Source organism: Enterobacter cloacae complex sp. I1M (assembly GCF_014982425.1).
In the GTDB taxonomy this organism is placed as follows: Bacteria; Pseudomonadota; Gammaproteobacteria; order Enterobacterales; family Enterobacteriaceae; genus Enterobacter; species Enterobacter intestinihominis.
This window is the reverse complement of sequence record NZ_JADCLG010000002.1, coordinates 115,434-140,343: the sequence shown is the minus strand read 5'-3', so window position 1 is coordinate 140,343 and position 24,910 is coordinate 115,434. Positions and strand designations below refer to the sequence as shown.

Genomic DNA, 24,910 nt, shown 5'->3' with positions numbered 1-24,910 from the left:
GGGAAAGAGCCATACAGGGCACGCTTACGCGCCGGGGCGTTCTCGGTCGCCAGCAGCGCCGCGCCGCCCCATTCCCCGCCCAGCCCCAGGCCCTGACCAAAGCGCGCCAGCGCCAGCAGCACAGGCGCCAGAATGCCGATAGTTTCATAGGTCGGCAGCAGGCCGATGGCGACGGTGGAGATCCCCATCGTCAGCAGCGAGGCAACCAGCGTCACTTTACGACCGACGCGATCGCCAAAGTGGCCAAAGACCGCTGAACCTATAGGACGCGCAACGAAGGCGATAGCAAAGGTAGCTAAAGACTGTAGCGTGGCTGCCGTCGGGTCGCCCTGTGGGAAGAAAATATGCGGAAAGACAATGACCGCAGCGGTGGCGTAAATATAAAAGTCGAAGAACTCAATGGCGGTGCCAATCAGCGATGCGACGACGACTTTATTGCGGGAGTTGACCGGAACGTGTTCCGCCCCTTCGTTAAGTGTGGTGGCTGTTGCTTGCATAATATTTTCTTATTTTTGGACGAACGAAGGGCCATATTAGGCACAGCAAAAGCGACATTTCAATCTGTAACAAAGGCGTGACATGGTCATAAAAGCAACAAAAAGCGGATAATTTTCAGGCCAGCGAAAACACTTCCATGAAATGCTTCACACATTTTAAATATCAGTCATTAAAACTGGTTTTGAGTTAAATAAAAGTTACGGTCTGGATTTATATGCTGAAATGATGAATCGGGCTGAAATATCAGCCCGACAGGACATCAGTGGTGGGTTTTTCCCGGCATGCGCGGGTCGTCTTTATACTCTGCGGTGGCGATCCACGCGGCACAGAACAGCGTCAGGCGTGCGAAGAAATAGAAGAAGGCCATCAGCCCCAGCACCGAACCAAAGGCCGCGCCGGAGGGGGACTTCACCAGCGATGGCAGCGTATAGGTCATCACAATTTTGATCACCTCAAAGCCAATAGCGGCAATCAACGTCCCACGGATCAGCGCCTTCTTGCGCGGCCGATGGCGGGGCAAACGCCAGAAGATCCAGAAGAACAGCAGGTAGTTAGCAAAGATGGAGATAGCAAGCCCTATACCGCGCCAGGCCGGTTTCAGCCATTCAATGTAGTCCAGATACAGCGCGGAGATAATCATCTGCTGCGCAGAACCGGCGACCGAGGTGATAGAGAGCGTGATGACCAGCGCCACCAGCAGACCAATCAGCGAGATAAAGTCGCGCAAATACTTCACCCATATCTTCTCCTGATCCTGCGGCGTACGCTCCCAGACGTCACGCGACTGGGCGCGAATGGCTTCACGCAGGTTGCCCATCCAGTTAACCCCGGAATAGAGCGCAATCAGCAACCCGACGATACCCACGGTGGTACGCTGCTGCACGGCGGTGTTGATGGTGCTTTTGAGCGTCGTGGCGAGCGTCTGGTCGCTGACGTTGGTCAGGATCTTATTGAAGATGTCCTGCAACAGCGTCGGGTGAGACGCCAGAACAAAACCGGCGGCAGCAAACGACACCATCAGGATGGGGATCATCGACAGGAAAGAGAAGTAGGTGATCGCCGCGCCAAACTGATTTCCCATGCGGTCGTTAAAGCGCTCAGCGGCGCGGATCAGGTGAGCAATCGCGGGTATCTGCTGAATTTTTTCGGCTATGCCGGTCACGGTGCCCAGCGCTTTGCTGGTCGTTCCAGGCTCCTTCGGCGCTTCAGGCTCGTTATCCATCTTTTTGATGGGTTCATAATCTAAATGTTGAGTCGGTCGTTGCGGGTTATTTTCCGGCGTCACGCGCATTTTCCTTTTCGTTGAGCTGGATGTTACTGAATTATAGCTTGCGACTAGTCCACGTAACTTTTTGTGAGTTCGGTAAGCCACTCCATAAACACATGCACCCGACGGGAGAGATTACGGCGGTGGGGATAAATGAGGGAGACGGGCATTGGTTCAGCCCGATATTGCGGCAGGATCTCAACGAGTTTTTTCGTGCGCAGGGCATCACGCACCCCGACGCGCGGGACCTGAATAATGCCAAGCCCGGCGATACAGGCGGCCTGGTAGGTTTCCGTGCTGTTAACCGTCAAAACGCCTCCCGTTTTTATCCACTGGGTCGCGCTGCCGTTGAAATACTCAAAACCCAGAGGACGGGTGCCCAGCGTGGCGGAGTAATGAATGAGGGCGTGTGAGCCCAAATCATCCAGCGTCTCAGGGTAGCCGAATCGCGTGAGATAATCCGGGCTGGCGCAGTTAATCACTGAAAGCTTCCCAAGCGGGCGGGCGATAAGCCCGGAGTCCTTCAAGTTTCCCACGCGAACCACGCAGTCAAATCCTTCGCGGATGACATCGACCAGACGATCGCTGCTGCTTAGCTCAAGCTCAATGCCGGGAAACTGTTGTAAAAATGCAGGCAGTTTCGGAATGACGACATTTCGTGCAATGGCAACGGGCATATCCACACGTAGCCGACCGCTGATGGTGGAAGGGTCGTGCAGAAACATGCCGTCCAGTTCGTCCAGATTCATCAGCAGATCTTTTGCGCGTTCGTAATAAACCATGCCGTCCTGCGTCAGGCTGACGCGGCGGGTAGTGCGGTGCAGCAGTTGAGTGCCAAGCGCGTTCTCCAGCGCCTGGATCTGCCGCGAGACACTCCCCTTCGGCAGGCTTAACGTCTCCGCCGCGCGGGTAAAACTCTCCAGTTCCGCGACGCGAAGGAAAAGCTGCATTGCGTATATTTTATCCATAGATATGGGTCATTGTTGTTTGAAATGAAACAGTGAAGCGTTGGCGGCACTATTTATTGATTTTCTACCATCTAATAAGCTCATTCTCAATCTTCATCGCAGTCGAAACGAGGTGAATTATGCGTGAACGTATTGCATTAGTGACGGGCGGTAGCCGCGGCCTGGGTAAAAATGCGGTTTTGAAGCTTGCTGCGGAAGGGACAGATATCATCCTGACCTGGAACAGCAGTCAGCAGGAGGCGCAGGAAGTTGTACGCGAAATTGAGGGAAAAGGTAGAAAAGCGGCAGCATTGCAGCTTAACGTCGGCGATACGGCAAGTTTTGCGCGCTTCGCTCAACAGGTGAAGGAAACCCTTACACACGTCTGGCAACGTGACACCTTTGACTATTTAGTGAACAACGCAGGTACAGGGTTATACGCACCCTATACCGAGACGACAGAAGCGCAGTTTGATGATGCGGTGAATATTCACTTCAAAGGTCCGTTTTTCCTCACACAACAGCTGCTGCCGCTCATAAAAGACGGAGGACGGATCCTGAACGTCTCAAGCGGACTGGCCCGTTTTACTCAGCCAGGTTCAGGGACTTACGCGGCAATGAAAGGAGCGATGGAAGTGCTGACCCGCTATCAGGCAAAAGAGCTTGGCGTGCGCGGAATTTCCGTCAATATCATCGCGCCTGGCGCGATTGAAACCGACTTTGGAGGCGGACGCGTAAGGGATAATGCGGAGCTTAACCAGCTGCTGGCCTCGCAGACGGCGCTGGGACGGGTGGGCCTGCCCGATGATATCGGTGACGCCATTGCGGCGTTGCTCAGTGACAAACTGGGCTGGATGAATGCGCAACGTATTGAAGTTTCAGGCGGTATGTTCCTGTAATGTTCAGACTTAAGGGGGAGGGAACCCTCTTAAGGAAATCCTTAAAGCAGGTGTGTCTAAATGATGAAAGATATAAAGAGAGCTGGGTGAATTGTAACCTCTCCATTCATTGAGTTTTTTCTTAAAAAATGCCTCTGTAGAATCCCCCTTCGCTATTCTCAGAGGAGTAATACGATGCGAGTAATCATGTTTGACAGGCAGTCATTATTTATTCATGGAGCGAAGTGCAGTTTGCAGAAATTAATTCCGGAAATAGATTTGACAGGAACTCGTCAGACTGATGAATTATGGGCACACTTATCCGCGTCACCTTCCGCTATCGTCATGATAGATGGGTATTTAATTCATGATAACGGTGTGGCTTTACCGGAAGAGATTATGAATCGTTTTCCAACAGCGCGCGTGGTGCTGGTGTTAACGAAAAAAGAGCCTCGCTGGGTTGAGCAAATGCTACAGCGCAACGTGGTGGCAATAATCCCTCGTAATGCGAATCCCGAACGCTTTTCCGCCGTGCTGGATTCTGTATCGCGAGGGATGGTCTGTTTTCCCGGCGAGTGGATGAACCAGCACTCCTCTCATGATGAGCTGTCATTGTTAAGTGAGCGCCAGCGTGAGGTATTGAAATTACTGGCGGCCGGAGAGTCAAATAAAGAGATAGGTCGTAATCTCAATATCAGTGCGGCAACGGTAAAAGCCCATCTTGAGACGCTTTTCCGTCGTCTTGATGTCAAAAACCGGACGCAGGCCGCGATGTACTATACCCGGGCGACGGCCTGAAGGATCTTCTCTGGCAGAGGGGAATCTTCCCCAAAACTGAAGAGCGTTAATACCAGTGCATCATGCTGCTGTTGGGTTAATGGGCGTTTGTTCATTTCCCGCAGCAGCGACTCACATAAATGAATATCATTGAAAAGCAAATTCTCCGCCTCAGTCGGCGTGATGAGGCCGTTAAATTTTTCCCACTGGCGAATCACGTGACCGTAACCTATAACCCATATTCCCTTTTCGTCACGGTATTTCTCCAGGGAAAGACCCTGCTGTTTTTTAATTAATGCGATTGCAGCAGAAGATATCTGCATTGCATAACCCGTCATAAGCGTTTCCTCTTTATGGCGGAACTATAAAGGGAAAACAGCCCGGGGAATATCCGCCAAATGGCCGTTGATCAGGTTTTACTGAACAGATATTCCTTTTTCAGTAAACCGAATAGCCAGTCGTTATGCCATTGCCCTGAAAGGAAATAACTCTCGCGCAACTCACCTTCCAGCTGAAAACCTGTTTTTTCCAGCAGTCGCCTTGAGGCGATATTTCCCGCCGTCATGGTCGCGGTGAGCCGACGGATATTGCCCTGGGTCAGCGCGAAATCACACACCGCCCGCAGAGATTCAAAGCCGTAACCTTTCCCCTGCGCAGAGGGCGCAAAGAGAAAACCGACTTCGGCACAATCTGCTTCCCGGTGCACATAGCCGGTTACGCCCAGCGGCGTCTGGCTGGCCGTCTCACGCACCACAAGGCAGAGCCAGTGCGAGCTGCCCGGTGCCCACGGCAACAGACGAGACACAAAGGCCTCCCGAATGTCAGCCTCGCTACGCTCATGGGCGACAAAACGCATCACGTCAGGATTTTGCTGTAGCGACAGAAAAAAGGGCCAGTCTTGCTCTTGCAGCGGCAAGCAGGTGAGACGCGCGGTGGTTAAGGCGGGCATGACGATCCTCCGGAGACATTGCAAATGATTATAGGGTTGTCACTTTATTTCAACAGAAAGTCAGGTATGTTTAACCTCCTATAAATAAAAAGAAAAACGACTTTTAATGCCGCTTTGGCGGTACTCATTGTCTCTCAAGGAAAACAATGATGATTAGCTCATCGCATCATACCCGCGAACAGTTTGAACACTGTCTGGCGGCGATCCGCCAGGCGTCTGTTGAAATCTTACTTCTGTTGAATGTACATGTTTCTGAAGGAAAAGATCCACGCTGGTTTCTGGAACAACTGGATAGCGCCCGCCTGGGGCTGGGCGGGTGGGGCGCCGTAGCCAGAAAGCTGAACCTGAATGATGCGGAAATGACAGCCTTTACGCTGCAATTACGCTTGCTTCAGCAGCGCGTTCCCCAGTATGAAAGCGGGCAGGATGTCAGCGAAAACCAGCTGATTGCGGCGATGCGCTTCGTCACATCCCTTGAATATCTGCGTCTGCAACAGCCCCTTCTGACCTACGATACCGGGAGGGTGCCAGACAAGGCGAGCCAGCTCCAGGCGCAGAAACAGGTGCGTGCCATTGAGCTGATGATAAAAGGATTGATACAGCAGGCATGGCCCGATCCGGTGCGGCTGAATAATCATCTTAAGACCTTGTTTAATGCTGAACGTGTGCGTCGCTGGCTGAAAAACGGTGAAATTAATGATGTTCTGAGCGGCATGTTATTTAGTGAGCTGGCCCAGCTGCTGGTGGATAAGAAAGAATTTAGCCGCTACTACGCGTCGCTGTTTAACGCCCCGGACATGCTGACGCTGCTGGTAGAACCCCGCAAAACCCTGCAAACCTTCCTCGAAGATATCCGTCAAATCCGCAACAGCATCACCGTGCAGCAGCCGTTGAGCGGGGCGCAAATCCAGCTGCTCGACAGCTATTACACGCAGATCACCCGCTCCGTTCAGCGCGCGTTTGAGGAAGGGCGGACACGCGTTAACCCGGCGGCGCTGATGGCGGTGGATGAAAGCGAGCTGCATGCATTCTGGGAAAAGGCGCAAAAAATAGACCGCACAACAGGCGGCGATCTGTTTGAAGTGCGTGACAGCATAGAGAAACCGACTCAGCGCGCCGCGCGTACGCCAGAGCAGCGCGAACAGCTGATTTCCGGCGTGCTGTGGGGAGCGGTTGGCGTGATGGTTATCGCGATTGTCGTGGGAGGAGCCTGGCTGGTAACCAGCAGTAAACCGCAGCCGACTGTGGCCAGCACGGCATCTCCCGCGCCGGTGCAGGAGATGCGCGAAACGCCTTCCTCGCGAGAAACGCTGACGCGCATGGGTGTCACCTGGGATGAAAACAACTTCCGTTCAGCGATTAGCCGCAACGATACCCGCGTGGCGCTCCTGTTCTTGCAGGGTGGCATGGACTGGAAAATGTCATGGACGGAGGAGGCATTGTCGGCAGGCTACGATGACGTGCTGGAAGTGATGTTGCGCTACCGCCTGCAAATGACAGAGCAAAAGCCCTGCCGACGCTTTATTAATACGCTTAGCCATGCGATGGCGAACGGGGAATCGCTGACGCCTATGCGTAAGCAGTACCTGAAAGCATTCTGTACCGTCCCGGCGGTAGTGAAACGCCAGCAGCACGACGCCGATATGGCAACGCGCCGCGCGAAGACGCAGCCCGATGCCAGTACAAAAAAATGGCAGTCCATCCAGACTGCCATTTATGAAGTGATCCGCTGATTATTTTTCCCCCTCACCCCGGCCCTCTCCCCAAAGGGGCGAGGGAGAAAAGGCCGCACCGTTAAGTCCCCTCTCCCCTCAGGGGAGAGGGTCAGGGTGAGGGGTGAGACTCAGGGCTCCCCATACAGCCCAATCAACCGCCGCACCACCCCATTCGTCCACCCGAAGCCATCCTGCAACGGATACTCACCCCCGCCACCTTCGCGTGGCGTGCTGCTGGCGATATGGTACTTCTCAATCAGCTTATGATGGGTTTTGTAGTAATGGTTTACCGTGTGCAGCCAGCTCCAGGCGATCTCATCCCCCAGCGAGTCGTTGCCGTACTGCTTGAACCCCTGGATCGCCATCCATTGTAGCGGTGCCCAGCCGTTCGGCTTATCCCACTGCTCACCTGTTTCATATTCGGTGGCGAGAATACCGCCCGGCGTGAGCAGACGGGCTTTAACGGCATCGGACAGCCGTTCAGCCTGCTCATGGGTCGCCATGCCCACATACAGCGGCACAATGCTGGCCGCAGAGAACAGCGCCAGGGCTTCACGGCGCCAGTCGTAATCACGATAACAGCCGTTCTCTTCGTCCCACAGATAGCGGTTCACCGCCGCGCGCCGGTCGCTGGCTTTCTGGCGGAATAGTTCAGCCGTCTCTTTATCCCCTTTCGACGCTGAGATATTGGCGATAGCGCTCTCCAGTTTGAACAAGAATGCGTTCAAATCGATGGGGATAAATTGCGTCGTGCGGATACTGGCCAGCCGCGCAGGATCGCGCAGCCAGCGGGACGAGTAATCCCATCCTGAGGCTGCCCCGGCGCGCAGGTCGCGATACACCTCGTTCGGCGGGCGACCGGAATGACGGGCGGTTTCAACGTCCTCAATCCAGGATTCATCCCGTGGCGTATCACGATCGTCCCAGTAGCGGTTGAGCAATGAGCCATCCGGCATGCGCACCGCACTGCGATAGGCCTGGTTGAGCAGCAGCGATTCCGCCCCGTCCATCCAGAAGGCGTACTCCATCTTGAGATGCTCAAGATAGCGCTTCGCCCCGCGCACGCCGTCCTCTTCAAACAGCTCCACCATCAGGGCAAAAACCGGCGGCTGGGAGCGGCTGAGGTAGTAGGTGCGGTTGCCGTTCGGGATATGTCCGTAGCGCTCAATCAGCCAGGCGAAGTTATCGGCCATGCATTTCAGCAGATCGTTACGACCGCTTTCTGCCAGCCCCAGCATGGAGAAATAAGAATCCCAGTAGTAGGTCTCGCTGAATCGCCCGCCGGGCACAATATAGGCCTGCGGCAGCGCCAGCAGCGACGACCACGGGATGTGATCCTGCGGCTCGCGCGTCAGCACTGGCCACAGGTTATCAATGTGTTCTTTCAGGGAGAAGCCGGGATCAGAGACATACTCTTTGCTGTAGTCCTCCGGCAGCCAGAAGTGATTCTCCACAAAGCGCGCCAGGTCAAAATCCCGATGACGACGCACTTTACGGTAGCGGATCAGGATATCCAGCGGGTCCATTTTCGGCGCGCAGTCTGGGAAAGTTTTGCTGTCCGCAAACAGCCGTGTCGACTGCACATGTTCGAACAGTTCAAGATAACGATCGGCAGGCGTCAGGGCATCGGAGGCAGGTAGCCCCTCGATCATTTCGGGTTCCGGCTCCGCCTCAATCATTTCATCCAGTTTCAACTCGCAGGGATCGGTCTCGTAGCGCAGCTCTTCTGCAATCTCGAACTCGATGTTCTCGGTAGCCTGTAGTTTCTGGTTGAACATGGTGATAAGGACCTCCGGTTGTGTGTTCTAAAAGACAGGTTTTTCCGGGCGTCTTATAAGCGTAGACATTCGCTTCGGTGGATGTGGAGGGATATGTGCGGTAGATCACGATTTTCGGAGCATTCGTTTTGCAACGATTTATGAATGTTAAAAAAATGCCCCTTTGAAGAGGGGCATCAATATCAACGCATTGTTACAAACTCTTCTGCCGCAGTGGGGTGGATCGCCACGGTGTTATCGAAGTCTTTTTTCGTTGCGCCCATCTTCAGCGCCACTGCGAAGCCCTGCAGGATCTCGTCCATGCCAAAGCCTATGCCGTGGATGCCGACGATCTTCTCGTCCGGGCCCACACAGACCAGCTTCATGCGGCACGGCTGACGGTGCGAGGTAACCGCGGTATACATCGCGGTAAACGCCGATTTATACACTTTCACCTGATCGTCGCCGTACTGCTCGCGCGCCTGCGGCTCGGTTAAGCCGACGGTGCCGATTGGCGGGTGGCTGAAGACCACGGTCGGGATGTTGCTGTAATCCAGATGTTCGTCCGGCTTGTTGTTAAACAGACGCTCGGAAAGACGACGCCCCGCGGCCACGGCAACCGGCGTCAGTTCTACGGCACCTGTGTTATCACCAACGGCATAAATACCCGGTACGCTGGTGTTCTGGAACTTATCAACGACGATGTAGCCTTTTTCATTGGTTTTCGCCCCGGTTGCGGCCAGGTTGAAGTTGTCGGTGGCCGGTTCACGACCAATCGCCCAGATCAGGCAATCAACGGTCTGGCTGCGGCCATCTTCCAGCTCCAGGGTCAGGCTACCGTCCGCATTTTTAACCACCGCTTTTGGCACGGCGTTGGTGTGCAGGGTTGGGCCTTCGGCGTTCATCACCTCGACCAGCGTGTCGACAATCAGCGGGTCAAAGCTACGCAGCGGCGCGTGTTTACGCACAAACAGGTGCGCTTCCGCCCCAAGGCCGTTAATCACGCCGGCCAGCTCAACCGCGATGTAACCCGCGCCTACAATAGCAACGCGCTCTGGCAGAGCAGGCAGCTCGAAGAACCCGTCGGAGTCGATACCGTATTCCGCGCCCGGAATGTTCGGATGGCTCGGACGGCCACCGGTGGCGATCAGGATGTGATCGGCGGTGATAGTCTCGCCGTTCACTTCGATCGTCTTCGCATCCACGAAACGGGCGAAGCCGCGGATCACGTCGACGTTATTCTTGCCCAGCACGTTATCGTACGAGGTGTGAATACGGTCGATATAGGCGGTACGGCTGGCGATCAGCTTATCCCAGTCGAAGTGGTTGATGGTGGTGTCAAAGCCGTAGTCCGGGCCATACATATGGATAGCTTCACGGATTTGCGCGGCATGCCACATCACTTTCTTCGGTACACAACCCACGTTTACGCAGGTGCCGCCGAGTTCTTTGGCTTCAATCAGCGCACACTTCTGGCCGTACATGGCCGCACGGTTGATGGAGGCGATGCCGCCGCTGCCGCCGCCGATTGCGATGTAGTCATAATGCTTAGTCATAGCTTTTGTCCTTAATCGTGAATTGCCGCGATTGTATACCTGAAATCAATAGGTTCCACCGATGGCTGCGATTACTCCGGCACGATCCAGCTTACGGTGGCGTGGCCCGTACCGGCTGGCACCAGCGTTTTGTGCAGCCACGGCAGCACGTTGTTCATCTGCGCTTCGAGCTTCCACGGCGGGTTAATCACAATCATGCCGGACGCGGTCATGCCGCGCTGGTCGCTGTCGGGCCGCACCGCCAGCTCAATCTGCAGGATTTTGCGGATGCCGGTCGCCTCCAGATCCTTGATCATGCGCTTAATTTGCGCGCGTAGCACTACCGGATACCACAGGGCATAGGTTCCGGTCGCAAAGCGTTTGTAACCTTCGTTGATACCGGCCACCACCGCCTGATAGTCGGTTTTGATTTCGTACGGCGGGTCGATCAGCACCAGGCCGCGACGCGAAACCGGCGGTAGTTTGGCTTTTAGCTGCTGGTAGCCATCGGCTTTGTCCACGCGGGCGCGGTTATCTTTCTGAAACTCAGCGCGCAGCAGCGGGAAGTCGCTTGGGTGCAGCTCGGTCAACTGGAGGCTGTCCTGCTCGCGCAGCAGCTGGCGGGCAATCAGCGGAGAGCCAGGGTAATAGCGCAGCTGGCCGTTGCGGTTGAAATGATTCACCACGCCGATGTACGGCTCCAGTTCGGCAGGCAGATCGTCCTGCTGCCAGATACGGGCGATGCCTTCCAGATATTCACCGGTACGCTCGGCATGTTCGCCGCTCAGCTGATAACGGCCCGCCCCCGCGTGGGTGTCCAGGTAGAGAAACGGCTTGTCTTTCTCTTTAAGCGCTTCAATGATCAGGCTCTGAACGGTGTGTTTAAGGACGTCGGCGTGGTTGCCAGCGTGGAAGCTGTGGCGATAACTGAGCATGGGTAATGATTTTCCGCTGAATTGACGATTTGCCACAGTTTACAGCAGAACGGCACAGATTACCCGTAGGCCCGGTAAGCGCAGCGCCACAGGGCGTTTTTCGACAACCTCCGGCATTGAAATCCTCTACACTTAACCCCATTACAGAAAATAATATGCACAGCGCCGGATGCGCGCTTCATTCATCTATTTCAACAGGACAGCGTTTATGACCAATCCATTACTGACGCCTTTTTCGTTGCCACCGTTTTCTAAAATCCTCCCTGAGCATGTGGTTCCAGCCGTTACCCAGTCGCTGGAAAACTGCCGCGCGGCGGTAGAGAACGTGGTCGCGCAGGGCGCGCCGTACACCTGGGAAAATCTGTGTCAGCCGCTGGCCGAAGTGGACGACGTGCTGGGGCGCATTTTCTCCCCGGTGAGCCACCTGAACTCGGTGAAAAACAGCCCGGAGCTGCGTGAAGCCTACGAACAGACCCTGCCGCTGCTCTCCGAGTACAGCACCTGGGTCGGCCAGCACGAGGGGCTCTACAAAGCCTACCGCGACCTGCGCGACGGCGACCATTATGCCGAACTGAACACGGCGCAGAAAAAATCGGTTGATAACGCGCTGCGTGATTTCGAACTGTCCGGGATTGGCCTGCCAAAAGAAAAACAGGTTCGCTACGGCGAAATCGCTGCGCGCCTGTCCGAGCTGGGCAACCAGTACAGCAACAACGTCCTCGACGCCACCATGGGCTGGACGAAGCTGATTACCGATGAATCCGAACTGGCCGGTATGCCGGAAAGTGCGCTGGCGGCGGCAAAAGCCCAGGCCGAAGCGAAAGAGCAGGAAGGCTTCCTGTTAACGCTGGATATCCCAAGCTATCTGCCGGTGATGACCTACTGCGACAACCAGGCCCTGCGCGAAGAGATGTACCGCGCCTACAGCACCCGCGCCTCCGATCAGGGGCCGAATGCCGGTAAGTGGGATAACAGCCCGGTGATGGCGGAGATCCTCGCCCTGCGCCACGAGCTGGCACAGCTGCTGGGCTTCGACAGCTACGCGGATAAATCCCTCGCCACCAAAATGGCCGAGAACCCACAGCAGGTGCTCGACTTCCTGACCGATCTGGCGAAACGCGCCCGTCCTCAGGGTGAAAAAGAGTTAGCTCAGCTGCGCGCCTTTGCGAAAGCGGAGTTCGGCGTGGACGAGCTTCAGCCGTGGGATATCGCATACTACAGCGAAAAACAGAAACAGCACCTCTACAGCATCAGCGACGAACAACTACGTCCGTACTTCCCGGAAAACAAAGCCGTCAACGGTCTGTTCGAGGTAGTAAAGCGCATCTACGGCATTACCGCGAAAGAGCGTACCGATATCGACGTCTGGCATCCGGACGTGCGCTTCTTCGAGCTGTATGACGAGAACAACGAGCTGCGCGGCAGCTTCTATCTCGATCTCTACGCGCGTGAGAACAAGCGCGGCGGGGCGTGGATGGACGACTGCGTGGGCCAGATGCGTAAAGCGGATGGTACCCTGCAAAAACCTGTCGCCTACCTGACCTGTAACTTCAACCGTCCGGTGAGCGGCAAACCTGCGCTGTTTACCCACGATGAAGTGATCACCCTGTTCCACGAGTTCGGTCACGGCCTGCACCACATGCTGACCCGCATCGAAACCGCTGGTGTCGCCGGTATCAGCGGTGTGCCATGGGATGCGGTCGAGCTGCCAAGCCAGTTTATGGAGAACTGGTGCTGGGAGCCGGACGCGCTGGCGTTTATCTCTGGTCATTACGAAACGGGCGAACCGCTGCCGAAAGAACTGCTGGATAAAATGCTGGCGGCGAAAAACTACCAGGCGGCGATGTTTATCCTGCGTCAGCTGGAGTTCGGCCTGTTCGACTTCCGCCTGCACGCCGAGTTCAGCCCGGAGCAGGGGGCGAAAATCCTCGAAACCCTGGCTGAGATTAAAAAGCAGGTTGCCGTCATTCCAGGCCCGACCTGGGGACGCTTCCCGCACGCGTTCAGCCATATCTTCGCAGGCGGGTACGCCGCAGGCTACTACAGCTACCTGTGGGCCGACGTGCTGGCGGCGGATGCCTTCTCGCGCTTCGAAGAAGAGGGGATTTTCAACCGCGAAACCGGTCAGTCCTTCCTCGACAACATCCTGACGCGCGGCGGTTCAGAAGAGCCTATGGAGCTGTTCAAACGCTTCCGTGGCCGCGAGCCGCAGCTGGATGCGATGCTGGAGCATTACGGAATCAAAGGCTGATTGCTACGTGAAGATCTGCTTAGTAGATGAAACAGGCGCCGGTGACGGCGCCTTATCTGTTCTGGCGGCCCGCTGGGAGCTGGAACATGATGAAGAGAACCTGATGGCGCTGGTGATGACGCCGGAACATCTGGAGCTGCGCAAGCGCGATGAGCCAAAGCTTGGCGGGATTTTTGTCGATTTTGTCGGCGGCGCGATGGCGCACCGGCGTAAGTTCGGCGGCGGTCGCGGCGAAGCGGTGGCCAAGGCGGTTGGCATTAAAGGGAGCTATCTTCCGGACGTGGTGGACGCCACGGCGGGGCTGGGGCGCGATGCGTTTGTGCTGGCCTCGGTGGGCTGCCGTGTGCGGATGCTGGAGCGTAATCCGGTTGTCGCCGCGCTGCTCGACGACGGGCTGACGCGAGGCTATGCGGACCCGGAAATCGGCTCGTGGTTACAGGAACGTTTGCAACTTATTCATGCCTCCAGCCTGACGGCGCTGACCGATATCACCCCGCGCCCGCAGGTGGTCTATCTCGACCCCATGTTCCCGCATAAGCAGAAAAGCGCGCTGGTGAAGAAAGAGATGCGGGTGTTTCAGTCGCTGGTGGGGCCAGATTTAGATGCCGATGGCCTGCTGGAGCCGGCTCGTCAACTGGCGACGAAGCGGGTGGTGGTGAAACGTCCTGACTATGCGCCGCCGCTGGCGGACGTTGCGACCACTAACGCGGTGACCACCAAAGGGCATCGCTTTGATATCTACTCAGGTACGCCGGAATAAAAAAAGCCGGGTGGCGGCTTCGCCTTACCCGGCCTACATTCAGTACCGCTTGTAGGCCCGGTATGCGTTAGCGCCACCGGGCTTTTTTGCACTTACTCGTCTTCTTCGTCACGCAGTGGAACAATCAGCATATCCACGTGTACGGTGTTAATCAGCTGACGTGCGGAAGACATCAGTTTGCTCCAGAAGTCCTGATGGTGACCACATACCACCAGGTCCATATCGTATTTCTTAATCGCATCAACCAGCACCTGGCCCAGATCGCCGCTACCGCTTAAGGTTTCAGTAATTGGATAGCCCGCGTTGGTAGAAAGCTCGCTCAGCGCGTGGTGAGTCTCTTCGGAGATGCGTTTCTGCATATCGCCGAGATTCACGTCGATCAGACCGGTGTAGAGGTCGGAGTAATTCACATCAACGTGAATCAGCGAAACTTTCGCGTTGTAGGGACGTGCCATGGATACTGCTTTATCAACCAGCACTTTACTCTCCGGGGAGAGGTCTACCGCGATAAGAATGTGTTTGTAAGCCATAGTGTTACTCCTTCCTTAAGTTATCGATGACTAAATGGGAAAGCCGTCGTCTGATGCTTTCATTACGGCCCAGTTAAACATATTTTTCAAGCTTTGGTGTTGATAACGATTAACCTTGTGGCAAAAAAATTAACGGATCTCCTACACTATTTAATGAGCCGTTCGGATATTAAAACGCGAACCGGATCGACTTTTAGTCATTCTTTCACTGAACTGTCTGTCAGGGCATTGGGGTGCGGTAGCTCAGGAGCCTTGCTTCGTGGGTGGACGCCGGGGAGGATGTATGATTAGCACCGTCGCATTGTTTTGGGCGTTATGCGTGGTTTGCATAGTGAATATGGCGCGCTACTTCTCATCGTTACGTGCGTTGTTAGTGGTACTTCGTGGTTGCGATCCGTTGCTTTATCAATATGTGGACGGTGGAGGGTTCTTCACCTCGCACGGACAGCCCAGCAAGCAGATGCGTCTGGTGGGGTATATCTACTACCAGCGCTACCGCGATCACCACGATGAAGAGTTTATCCGTCGCTGCGAGCGCCTGCGTCGTCAGTTCATTTTGACCAGCGCCCTGTGTGGTCTGGTTGTGGTGAGTATGATTGCGCTGATGATATGGCACTGAGCATAAAAAAAGCGGGTCAGTTTCCTGACCCGCTTTTTTGTCGCCTTCAGCCGATTAAATTAGCTTCAGCGAAATCCAGTACAGACCGCCAGACAGCAGGATGGACGCCGGGAGGGTGAACACCCAGGCCATCAGAATGTTGGTCACGGTTTTACGCTGCAAACCGCCGCCGTCAACAATCATGGTACCTGCCACGGACGAAGAGAGTACGTGGGTGGTGGAGACTGGCATACCGGTGTAGCTCGCCAGACCGATAGACACTGCCGCCGTCATCTGCGCGGACATGCCCTGTGCATAGGTCATGCCTTTCTTACCGATCTTCTCACCGATGGTGGTCGCCACACGACGCCAGCCAATCATCGTACCGATGCCCAGCGCCAACGCGACCGCCATGATGATCCAGATTGGCGCGTACTCAATGGTGTTGAGCATATCGCCTTTCAGTTTCTTCAGCAGACGCTTATCGTCAGCATTGACCTCTGGCAGCTTCGCGACTTTATCGGTCACGTCGGAGATACAGAGCATGATACGACGCAGCTGACCACGCTGTTCTACCGCCAGTTTGTCGTAGCTTTCGATATCGGCCAGCATGCCTTTCGCACGTTCCAGCGCGTTAATCGCGTTTGCCGGGTGGCAATGGAACTCGCCCGGTGCAGTCAGTGCGCCAGAGTCAGGAGAAGGGATCAACTGGTCTACGCCGGTCGCTTTCTTCAGCAAATCAGGATGCTGCTGGAAGTAAGTCTCAACGTTGTTTACCGCATCACGGGTACGGGTGATCTCATAGCCAGAGGCGTTCATGTTAACCACGAAGCCTGCCGGTGCGACGCCAATCAGAACCAGCATCACCAGACCGATACCTTTCTGACCATCGTTCGCGCCATGAGAGAAGGCGACGCCGATAGCGGAAATGATCAGCGCGATACGCGTCCAGAACGGCGGCTTTTTCTTGCCGTCTTTCTTCTCACGCTCTGCTGGCGTCAGGTGGATACGTGCACGTTTCTTCGTGTTGCTCCAGTAGCGACGCAGGATGAAAATCAATCCACCTGCTACCACCAGACCGACGATAGGGGAGATGATCAGAGAGCCGAAAATACCCAGTACTTTAGGAAGGTTCAGCGCATCAACAACCGATGTACCGGTCATCAGGGCGTTAGTTAAACCGATACCGATAATCGCGCCGATAAGGGTGTGAGAGCTGGATGCCGGCAGGCCGAAATACCAGGTACCGAGGTTCCAGATAATCGCAGCAAGCAGCATTGAGAACACCATGGCCAGGCCATGACCGGAACTCACGTTAAGCAGCAGATCCGTTGGCAGCATATGCACAATGGCATAGGCAACGCTCAGTCCGCCCAGGAGGACACCAAAAAAGTTAAATACCGCCGCCATAACGACCGCAAGCTGCGATCGCATTGCGCGAGTGTAGATAACCGTTGCAACTGCGTTTGCAGTGTCGTGGAAGCCATTGATCGCTTCGTAAAACAGCACAAAAACCAGAGCAAGCAATAATAAAAGCCCGGTATGTAAATCCAGGCCGGCAAACAAATGTAGCATAGGACGTTACGCCATTTTGAGGACATGAACGCGGCGCATTATCCAGGACAAATGCGCAACGGGCAAAGTGAAATATAGACTTTTTTTGACATACCACCTGATTTGAGAAATGTGCCTGAATAGATAATCTTTAAATATCAATGAAATGGCTTTGTAATATCTTTTTACGCTGGTGCGACCACTGAGGAAACTTTACAATCCGCGGCAGTTAACGAAGAGGATTTTGACGTGGAAAGGTTTGATGCCGTAGTAATTGGCGCCGGTGCGGCGGGTATGTTTTGTGCGGCAATGGCCGGACAAGCGGGTCGTCGTGTGCTGCTGCTGGATAACGGAAAAAAGCCTGGCCGCAAGATCCTGATGTCCGGCGGCGGGCGCTGCAATTTCACTAATCTTTATGTCGAGCCTGCGGCCTATTTGAGCCAGAACCGTCATTTTTGTAAATCTGCGCTGGCGCGCTACACGCAGTGGGATTTCATCGAACTGGTGGGTAAACACGGCATCGCGTGGCATGAGAAGACGCTGGGACAGCTGTTCTGCGACGACTCTGCCCAGCAAATCGTGGATATGCTGGTGGCCGAGTGCGAGAAAGGCGGCGTAATCATGCGCCTGCGCACCGAAGTGCTGGACGTCGCCCGTAACGAGCAGGGGTACACGCTGCAACTCAACGGCGAAACCGTCAGCGCCGATAACCTGGTGATCGCCAGCGGCGGCCTCTCGATGCCGGGGCTGGGTGCCTCACCGTTCGGCTACAAAATCGCCGAGCAGTTTGGCCTGAAAGTATTACCCACGCGCGCCGGGCTGGTGCCGTTCACGCTGCATAAGCCGCTGCTGGAACAGCTTCAGACGCTCTCCGGCGTGTCTGTGCCGTCGGTCATTACGGCCGAAGACGGCACGGTGTTCCGCGAAAACCTGCTCTTTACCCATCGTGGTCTCTCGGGGCCAGCGGTATTGCAGATCTCCAGCTACTGGCAGCCGGGGGAGTTTGTCTCCGTAAACCTGGTGCCGGACTGCGATCTGGACGCCTTCCTCAATGAGCAACGCGCCGCGCACCCGAATCAAAGCCTGAAAAATACCCTGGCGATGCAGCTGCCGAAGCGTCTCGTGGAGTGCTTGCAGGTGTTAGGGCAAATTCCGGATGTTGCGCTTAAGCAGCTCAACAGCCGCGAGCAGGACACGCTGGTGGAGACGCTGACGAACTGGCGCGTGCAGCCAAACGGCACCGAAGGCTACCGCACGGCGGAAGTGACGCTGGGCGGCGTGGATACAAACGAACTCTCATCCCGCACGATGGAAGCCCGCAACGTGCCGGGTCTTTATTTCATTGGTGAAGTGATGGACGTGACCGGCTGGCTCGGCGGGTATAACTTCCAGTGGGCGTGGGCCAGTGCCTGGGCATGCGCGCAGGCACTCGCTGATGTCCGAGGACAATAAAGTTGTACACAAAGCACTAAAGTTGTAACCATTCTCAAAAAACGACGCTAATGTTGTATACTTACTGAATGTGTGGTTATAGGGTTGGAGACTATAAAATGCACATATAGGTACGTATCAATGTCGTTTTTAGGGTACGATCATGGCTAGGGGTAGGCGTCTCAAATCCTATTTGGATTATGAAAATGCGCTAGGTGACGGCATAGGAGTGGGCTATGGCCAAAGTTATCAGCCTTGGCTTAGAGCTCAGGACGTTAAATCCCGTGGAAACCGTTCGATAGTCTTTGGCCTTAAGACGTTTCGAAACCATCATCTCCTTTCTTCTGTCGAAAGTAACTTTTTCTATCTGGCTGAGTTTAATGACTCGGTGATTGATATCCGGGAACAATTCCCACTCTTTCCTCTCCGGCTTACCCAACAAATAGCAAATCATCTACATTTTCAACATCCTATGGTGAGGGGAGTAAGAGGAGTACCTGTCGAAGTTCTGAATGTTATGACAACCGATTTTTTACTGACCTTGAGAACTCCTGAAGGCGGACTTCGATACAAAGCTATAGCAGTAAAACATAACGAGAGCATACCTGAACGCGAAGCCCAAAAACTTGAAATAGAGAGGATGTTTTGGCAGTTGATTGATGTTGAGTTTCAAATTTATGTTGGCTCGGAACTCAATAACGTCGTCGGTAAAAACATTTGCTGGGCTACTTCTGTATTAAGAGATGGTTCTGAATTTTATGATAAATATCCTCTTGATAAAATCCTATGGAAGCTTAAACCAGATGTTTATCCCATAGTAGGACTACGTGCAATGATTTCATCAATCTTTGGGGTAGATGCACAAGAAGCGATGATGTTATTGCAGGCAATGATTGGATTAAAAATGATAAATGTTGATTTATCATATCCAATACTCGAAACCGGTCTGATAAAGATAATTTCCAATGACCACTATATAGGACTGAACGCAAATGGATATTATTAGGAATTCAGTCTGGCTCTCTCAAGGCACTGATTTGCTTGCAGAGGGACTTTACCGTGTTTTGGATTTTGACAGAAAGGTCGATTTGTTAATTTTGTTTAAAATAAAATCAGAAAGAACGGGTAAGCCAATCCCTTTCTCATTTTCAATGTTTAAATATTATATTGAATCAAATAGCATAACTTGTAAAGATTATATATATCCTTCATATATGTTAGTAGATGAGAAAGAATTAACAGATAAAGACAGAGGAAGGCGAGATGAAAATTACAATATCATTAAAGATCTTGTAGATGACAGAATGTTTCTGTTCGACTATGCATTACATAAAAAGTCGCACCTTTTAATGGATTACTCAAGAAATAAAAAAATATCACAATATACTATCAGAACGCTTCTGGCGTTGTATTGGCGACATGGGCAGGATATTTATGCATTGCTACCCGCATTCTCGAACTGTGGCGCCGCTGGGAAAAGTAGAATCAAACATGAAATTAAACTTGGGAATTCCAAAAAAAACAGAGCATTACCTAATGAACGATCACGTGTTTTCATTCTTAATGAAAGAGATATAAATAATATTAGAAAATCTCTCATTACGTATCATTATAAAGTTAACGGAGATACGATAAAGAAAACATTAGAGAGACATATTGATTTGTATTTTAGGGATGAAATTAAAACAGCAAACCTAGAAAATAGAGCTCCATATGTTCCTTCTTTAAAACAATTTTCATACTGGAATAAAAAACTCTTCACTAAAGATTTCTCGATAAATAAGAAGAACACGAAAAAAGAAATAGACCTCAAAATGCGGGCGCTTTTAGGTAGTGTGGCTAATACAACTGTTTTGCCGGGTGATGTTTTCGAAATAGACTCAACTGTCGCTGATGTACATCTTATTTCGAGTTTAAACAGACGAAAAGTCATTGGGCGTCCTACTATTTATACAGTGGTGGATCGTGCAACAAGAATGATTGTTGGCCTTCATGTTTCTTTATACCATGCTTCATGGCGAGCCGCCCGACAAGCGTTAGCAAATTGCTTTATGCCAAAAAAAGAATATTGTAGATTATTTGGAATCTCTATTACTGATGATGATTGGCCTTGTTCTCACATTCCATTAACATTGATGTGTGACAACGGGGAGATGATTGGTCTTAAACCTCAGGAAGAGATGACCCCCCTGACAAAACTTGAGTTTGCGCCAGTCGGTAGAGGCGACAGAAAAAGCATTGTTGAACGCTGTTTCGGCATTCTGAATGATGAGGTTATTCATAGGCTTATTGGAACAACACGAAGGGGAAAGATTGTTAAAGGAGAGCCAACACCGCAATCCAGGGCTTGTTTAACGATTCAGGAGGTCACGTCTTTACTGATTCGGGAGATACTTGCACATAATCAGAGAACGTATGAGGAACTGGCTTATATCAATCCCTTACTGATTGAAAATGATCTCGTAATATCACCAAAAAATAGTTGGATGATAAGCTTAAAGCACGGGAGATTCAGCGCAAGAGCCGTTGGGGCCGACGAAGTGATCGCACGATTGTTAATCCCTGTGAACGCTAACATTACCGCCGGTGGGATTCAGTACAATAATCTTTTTTATGAATGTGATCCTGAAATTGCATCAGGTGTCAGAGTATTTGGAAGAACCACTTGTGAAGCAAGAATAGATGACAATTGCGTAGATTATATATATGTAAGATTTGACAAAAATAGCATTTTCAAAAAACATTACCTACTTAAGAAAAGAGATGTATTTAAAGGGAAAGCTCATCTTGATACAGATGTAATGGCTGATTGGGTAGATACTCAAAAAGAAATTAATTTATTTACTCTGGATTCGCTCAGCAATATCAATAATAAAGATGAATTTAACAGGAAAGGTAACGAAAGATTAAATGAAATATACGAATCTCGCCGGGTACATGGTAAAGATATTAAAAAGAACAGGAAAAATGAACTTGATTCATTAGGGCGAACTCATGTTGCTAATGGAAGATCTGAACCCCTACTTCCTTCATCCAGTAATGTTCTGCTTTTGCCTGGCCGGGAGGAGAAACAAAGATGGTTAAAAGGTAAGAAGAAGACTGAGGACGCAGAATAATGAATCTTATACGGCGCGTTTCAGCGATATATAAAGAACAGGAGTTACCTGAGTATCGTGGCAATCCCTTAATTGAAGCACTTCCTGAAGCGCTTACGGAAGATGAAGTACTTCTGGAAATGAGTTATTTCCCCGAAATTGACGAAAAAATCCGCTGGACTGCCCCGGCGAATGTTAGAGAGCAGTATGTCGAACGTATAAAGAAATTCCGTTGCCCTCAAACCAATCTTATCCAGGCTTATAAGATGATCTTACGGGCACTTAGGGAAAGCTATGCAGCTCGTAATCCTTTAAAAAGCGGAACAATTCAATATCTTCATTACTATGGAAATGAGCGTCCTGATATTGAGCCAGAAAGTGGATATTTTAAATCCCAGGCTGAAACTATTACGATAGTTGGAATGAGTGGTTCTGGAAAAACTACCATGATTGAGCAAGTCATGGATCATTTCCCTCAGATTATAGAACACAGCAGCTATAAAGGAGTTTTTCCCGGCTTCAGTAAGCAAATTGTATGGGTAAAGATTAATTGTCCATACAATTCAAGTGTGAGAGACCTTTGTGAAGAGATTTTACAAAAATTAGATGATGCAATTGGTATTGAACGAACTACACCTGAGATTAGAAATGGTGCTCTGGCTCGCCAGATTGCACAAAGAATTAAATCATCATTTTTGGGTATCCTTGTTATTGATGAAATGCAGAGGCTTAAATTTTCAAGAACCGGGGGTGAGAGTAAGTTGATTGATTTTTTACATGAAATTGTAGATTCCATGGGGGTATCTATGGTTTTTTGTGGAAATCATCCTTTTGACGAGACGCTGACAAAGAAAATGAGAATTGCCAGGCGGGCAGAGTCTGGTGGTTACATGAAAATTAAGAATGTTAGATACGATTCACAAGACTGGCAATCGTTTATTCATTATTTATGGCCATTACAATGGACAAATGTTGAAACTCCATTAAATGATGAGTTAAACGAAAAATTATTCATTTTATCTAAAGGCAATATTGGATTGGCTCAGATGATTTATCGGGGGGCACAATTAAAGGTTATCGGTAGCGGCAATGAAATCATCACTGGCGCAGTCTTGTCGGCCTCTGTACCGGTACTCGTGAGTCATACGGAGGAATATAAGGATACTCCACTCCCGGGGGCCGCGACTGAAGATGAGGAAGCTAAATGGCTCTCTGCATCTAATGAGGGTGATGCTTCGGCTAAAATCATGGCAGAGAAGTCCCTAAAGTCTTTGATCCCTGGGGATATAGACAGGCCACAGCACAAGGAATTCGTAGGAAAAATAGACGAAGTTTTGCGCAATTTCGACGAGAAAATACTGTCTCTTGACCACGATCTTGTTATCAACAGAACAGCTGAAAAGAAAAATACCTACGATGCTCTTCAGCGTTGCGGGCTTATAAATATAGATCCACTTAATAAATTGTAATGAGGTAACAGTTCGTAACGGTCAAAGAGAGGTGTGGGAAATGAGAATGTTGCCTGTTTTGCCTGATGAATCCTTGTTCAGCCGGTTTTGTCGGACAACTACCGTGTACGGTATGTCCCCATCTTCTCTGTTAACGATCATTTTCAACAAACCTGATATGAACGTCCATCCAATTCTCAATTCAGGATTAAAGGCTATTTCTCTTCATACATCCGAAAGTGCAGATCAGCTCTGGCATGAACAGACTTTACTCCCTCTTTTTGCCTGGGCACTACCAATCAGTCGTAATGAAATTATGGATTTCAACACGACCCCTGCCAGGCTTAATCGATTGTGCCGCCTTAGTAATTTTTCACTAGGGCAGCGCACACTATTGAAGTTTTGCCCGGTTTGCGCTCGTGAAGATACTTTTCATTATGGTGTTACTTATTGGCATCTGGCGCATCAGCTTCATGGGGTTACAACCTGCCATCGGCATCCGGTAGCGCTTGAAAGCATCCATGTCCCTTCTTCACCGCACATACGTATTGGACTGATGCCTCCTGTTTCGTATACAGAACAACTTAGCAATGAGATAGACTTCGATTTTGCTAAGTTTTGTTATGAGTCCCTAAATATAATCAGAAGAAAAGATATTACACACCCCAATTACATGGATGTACTTAAAAAGTTGAATTTATTATCATTGGATGGAAATTTAAAGAAAAATGTATTCTACGCACATGTTTATGCTAAGTGCCAGTTATTTGGGGAGGGTTCATCGGGACTTATACCAACATCCCTAACTGATTATCATTACTGGGAGCCTATACTCAAAGACAAATGTTGTCAGCATCCCACAAAGCATCTTTTGCTTTGTTATTGTTTGTTAAATACTTGCTGGCCAACGTATGCAGGAAGTCGTACTAATAAAAAGAAAGAAATCTTTAAAAGTCATAAGAAATACAGTTTTCATATAGTTGAAAATAATACTAGTGTTAGCAACCTTGGGAAGGAATTTAGTCGCAGCAGATGTTACATTAAAACACTTATTTATAAAAAATACCTGAGGGCGTTTAAGCGAAACACAAAAATTAATATATTCACTGAATTGCTTATCAAGTCTATGGCTGTAAGGGGGTTTAGTCTGGCATCCATAGCTGAGAAAAACTCATTATCGGAAGGAGCTGTATCCTCTGTAATTTCATCTTGTTACGGTTTATGCTCATGGCGTAAAAAATGTAAAAAAGATTCTTTAAGACGGCGTCATAAGCAGAAAATATTAAGATTTATACATAATCAATCCGTTTCTATAACACGAAAGTTAGTCAAAGAAAGTTGTTATGCAAGTTTCTATTGGCTAAATAAACATGAATGTGACTGGCTTAATTCCTGTCTTCCTAAAACAATACGATGCTATAAAAATAAAAGAGTAGACTGGAGCGAGAGAGATATTATCTCATCATCATTAATAAATGATGTTTTATCTCAGGGGCAGTACTCGATGTCACTTACAAGTCTAGATGCTTTACTGGGAGGGCATGGCTGGCTTTTGAAATACAGAGATAAACTACCAATGACAATGATACTTCTCAGAAAAATGGAACTAATTAAATAAGAGGGAGTTATATGGTTTACGAAAATGAATTGTGGCACAGTTTTCTTCTGCGTTCACAGATAATGTATAACTTATCCAATTGCAGGAACATAATATCAAAGCATGGCGCACTAAGGTACGATGCCTTTCCTCGTTTCGAACTGATTGATATGTACAAATTGCATAGCTTGCAGGATATATATGACATTCTTGCCACTAGAAATGGTTATATACTAACTTCCAATATAGTGTCGTTATCTTCTGGTGTTTACGGGTATTTTAACGCTGTTGAAGATGCCTGTCGGAAAAATTTTCACATAACTAATTCATATCCATTGGTAAACATCTCAAACATTCGTTACTGTCACAAATGTATTGTTGAAGATAT

General features: G+C 50.9%; 21 protein-coding genes and 1 pseudogene. 12 read left to right on the top strand and 10 right to left on the bottom strand.

Annotation, left to right across the window (positions count from 1 at the left end):
* The 3 genes from INF86_RS00910 to INF86_RS00900 form a co-directional block, all read right to left on the bottom strand.
* On the bottom strand, positions 1–497 hold a 497-nt coding region (locus tag INF86_RS00910), incomplete at its 3' end, for an MFS transporter (protein ID WP_127713739.1).
* A 260-nt stretch (positions 498–757) separates the two neighbouring features.
* Entirely contained in the window at positions 758–1,783 is a 1,026-nt protein-coding gene (gene yhjD, locus INF86_RS00905) for an inner membrane protein YhjD (RefSeq protein WP_022649719.1), read from the bottom strand.
* A gap of 50 nt (positions 1,784–1,833) precedes the next feature.
* On the bottom strand, positions 1,834–2,733 hold the full coding sequence (locus INF86_RS00900) for a LysR family transcriptional regulator (protein ID WP_032621978.1): 900 nt from the start codon (positions 2,731–2,733) through the stop codon (positions 1,834–1,836).
* Between the two features lie 119 nt (positions 2,734–2,852).
* Here INF86_RS00900 and INF86_RS00895 point away from each other — a divergent pair, with 119 nt between their 5' ends.
* Together INF86_RS00895 and INF86_RS00890 are read left to right on the top strand one after the other, a co-directional pair.
* Complete coding sequence (locus INF86_RS00895) at positions 2,853–3,611, top strand: SDR family NAD(P)-dependent oxidoreductase (protein ID WP_023298834.1); 759 nt, start codon at positions 2,853–2,855, stop codon at positions 3,609–3,611.
* A 174-nt stretch (positions 3,612–3,785) separates the two neighbouring features.
* Complete coding sequence (locus INF86_RS00890; RefSeq protein ID WP_022649715.1) at positions 3,786–4,388, top strand: response regulator transcription factor; 603 nt, start codon at positions 3,786–3,788, stop codon at positions 4,386–4,388.
* Here INF86_RS00890 and INF86_RS00885 read toward each other — a convergent pair.
* Together INF86_RS00885 and INF86_RS00880 are read right to left on the bottom strand one after the other, a co-directional pair.
* Positions 4,367–4,705, bottom strand: a complete 339-nt coding sequence (locus INF86_RS00885) for a lysozyme (protein ID WP_022649714.1) — start codon at positions 4,703–4,705, stop codon at positions 4,367–4,369. The two genes, INF86_RS00890 and INF86_RS00885, sit on opposite strands and share 22 nt — an antisense overlap.
* Positions 4,706–4,776: 71 nt before the next feature.
* A complete protein-coding gene (locus INF86_RS00880; protein ID WP_193543141.1) occupies positions 4,777–5,316 on the bottom strand; it encodes a GNAT family N-acetyltransferase in 540 nt (179 codons plus the stop codon).
* Positions 5,317–5,462: 146 nt separating this feature from the next.
* Between INF86_RS00880 and INF86_RS00875 the strand changes: the two genes are divergently transcribed.
* Positions 5,463–7,049: an STY4199 family HEPN domain-containing protein gene (locus INF86_RS00875; RefSeq protein ID WP_193543140.1), complete on the top strand. Its 1,587-nt coding sequence runs from the start codon at positions 5,463–5,465 to the stop codon at positions 7,047–7,049.
* Between the two features lie 110 nt (positions 7,050–7,159).
* Here INF86_RS00875 and INF86_RS00870 read toward each other — a convergent pair whose 3' ends face one another.
* From INF86_RS00870 to INF86_RS00860, 3 genes are all read right to left on the bottom strand, one after another.
* A complete protein-coding gene (locus INF86_RS00870) occupies positions 7,160–8,809 on the bottom strand; it encodes an alpha,alpha-trehalase (protein WP_022649711.1) in 1,650 nt (549 codons plus the stop codon).
* 182 nt (positions 8,810–8,991) lie between these two features.
* Entirely contained in the window at positions 8,992–10,344 is a 1,353-nt protein-coding gene (gene gorA / locus INF86_RS00865; RefSeq protein ID WP_063149597.1) for a glutathione-disulfide reductase, read from the bottom strand.
* A gap of 71 nt (positions 10,345–10,415) precedes the next feature.
* On the bottom strand, positions 10,416–11,258 hold the full coding sequence (locus INF86_RS00860; RefSeq protein ID WP_022649709.1) for a 23S rRNA (adenine(2030)-N(6))-methyltransferase RlmJ: 843 nt from the start codon (positions 11,256–11,258) through the stop codon (positions 10,416–10,418).
* A 208-nt stretch (positions 11,259–11,466) separates the two neighbouring features.
* Here INF86_RS00860 and prlC point away from each other — a divergent pair, with 208 nt between their 5' ends.
* Complete coding sequence (gene prlC, locus INF86_RS00855; protein WP_022649708.1) at positions 11,467–13,509, top strand: oligopeptidase A; 2,043 nt, start codon at positions 11,467–11,469, stop codon at positions 13,507–13,509.
* A 7-nt stretch (positions 13,510–13,516) separates the two neighbouring features.
* Positions 13,517–14,269: a 16S rRNA (guanine(1516)-N(2))-methyltransferase RsmJ gene (gene rsmJ / locus INF86_RS00850; RefSeq protein WP_032671543.1), complete on the top strand. Its 753-nt coding sequence runs from the start codon at positions 13,517–13,519 to the stop codon at positions 14,267–14,269.
* 92 nt (positions 14,270–14,361) lie between these two features.
* Here the strand turns inward: rsmJ and uspA are convergent, their stop codons facing one another.
* Positions 14,362–14,799 (bottom strand): universal stress protein UspA, encoded by a 438-nt coding sequence (gene uspA / locus INF86_RS00845; RefSeq protein ID WP_003861223.1) that lies wholly within the window; start codon positions 14,797–14,799, stop codon positions 14,362–14,364.
* A gap of 283 nt (positions 14,800–15,082) precedes the next feature.
* Here uspA and uspB point away from each other — a divergent pair, with 283 nt between their 5' ends.
* Positions 15,083–15,418 carry a universal stress protein UspB gene (gene uspB, locus INF86_RS00840; RefSeq protein ID WP_003861224.1) on the top strand — a complete coding sequence of 112 codons (336 nt, stop codon included), beginning with the start codon at positions 15,083–15,085 and terminating at the stop codon, positions 15,416–15,418.
* 54 nt (positions 15,419–15,472) lie between these two features.
* Here the strand turns inward: uspB and pitA are convergent, their stop codons facing one another.
* Positions 15,473–16,972, bottom strand: coding sequence for an inorganic phosphate transporter PitA (pitA, locus tag INF86_RS00835; protein WP_022649706.1), 1,500 nt, complete (start codon positions 16,970–16,972; stop codon positions 15,473–15,475).
* A 228-nt stretch (positions 16,973–17,200) separates the two neighbouring features.
* Between pitA and INF86_RS00830 the strand changes: the two genes are divergently transcribed.
* The 6 genes and pseudogenes from INF86_RS00830 to INF86_RS22325 form a co-directional block, all read left to right on the top strand.
* Positions 17,201–18,403 carry an NAD(P)/FAD-dependent oxidoreductase gene (locus tag INF86_RS00830; RefSeq protein ID WP_193543139.1) on the top strand — a complete coding sequence of 401 codons (1,203 nt, stop codon included), beginning with the start codon at positions 17,201–17,203 and terminating at the stop codon, positions 18,401–18,403.
* A 142-nt stretch (positions 18,404–18,545) separates the two neighbouring features.
* Positions 18,546–19,388, top strand: a complete 843-nt coding sequence (locus tag INF86_RS00825) for a TnsA endonuclease N-terminal domain-containing protein (RefSeq protein ID WP_000090707.1) — start codon at positions 18,546–18,548, stop codon at positions 19,386–19,388.
* Positions 19,375–21,498 (top strand): transposase, encoded by a 2,124-nt coding sequence (locus INF86_RS00820; protein ID WP_000351437.1) that lies wholly within the window; start codon positions 19,375–19,377, stop codon positions 21,496–21,498. The genes INF86_RS00825 and INF86_RS00820 overlap by 14 nt, the downstream gene beginning before the upstream one ends.
* On the top strand, positions 21,498–22,946 hold the full coding sequence (locus INF86_RS00815) for an ATP-binding protein (protein WP_001049180.1): 1,449 nt from the start codon (positions 21,498–21,500) through the stop codon (positions 22,944–22,946). The genes INF86_RS00820 and INF86_RS00815 overlap by 1 nt, the downstream gene beginning before the upstream one ends.
* Positions 22,947–22,986: 40 nt before the next feature.
* The gene (locus INF86_RS00810) at positions 22,987–24,543 is read left to right on the top strand and encodes a TnsD family Tn7-like transposition protein (protein ID WP_001324699.1); all 1,557 of its coding nucleotides are present in this window, start codon (positions 22,987–22,989) and stop codon (positions 24,541–24,543) included.
* An 11-nt stretch (positions 24,544–24,554) separates the two neighbouring features.
* A pseudogene (locus INF86_RS22325) lies at positions 24,555–24,910 on the top strand (hypothetical protein); the annotation flags it as partial.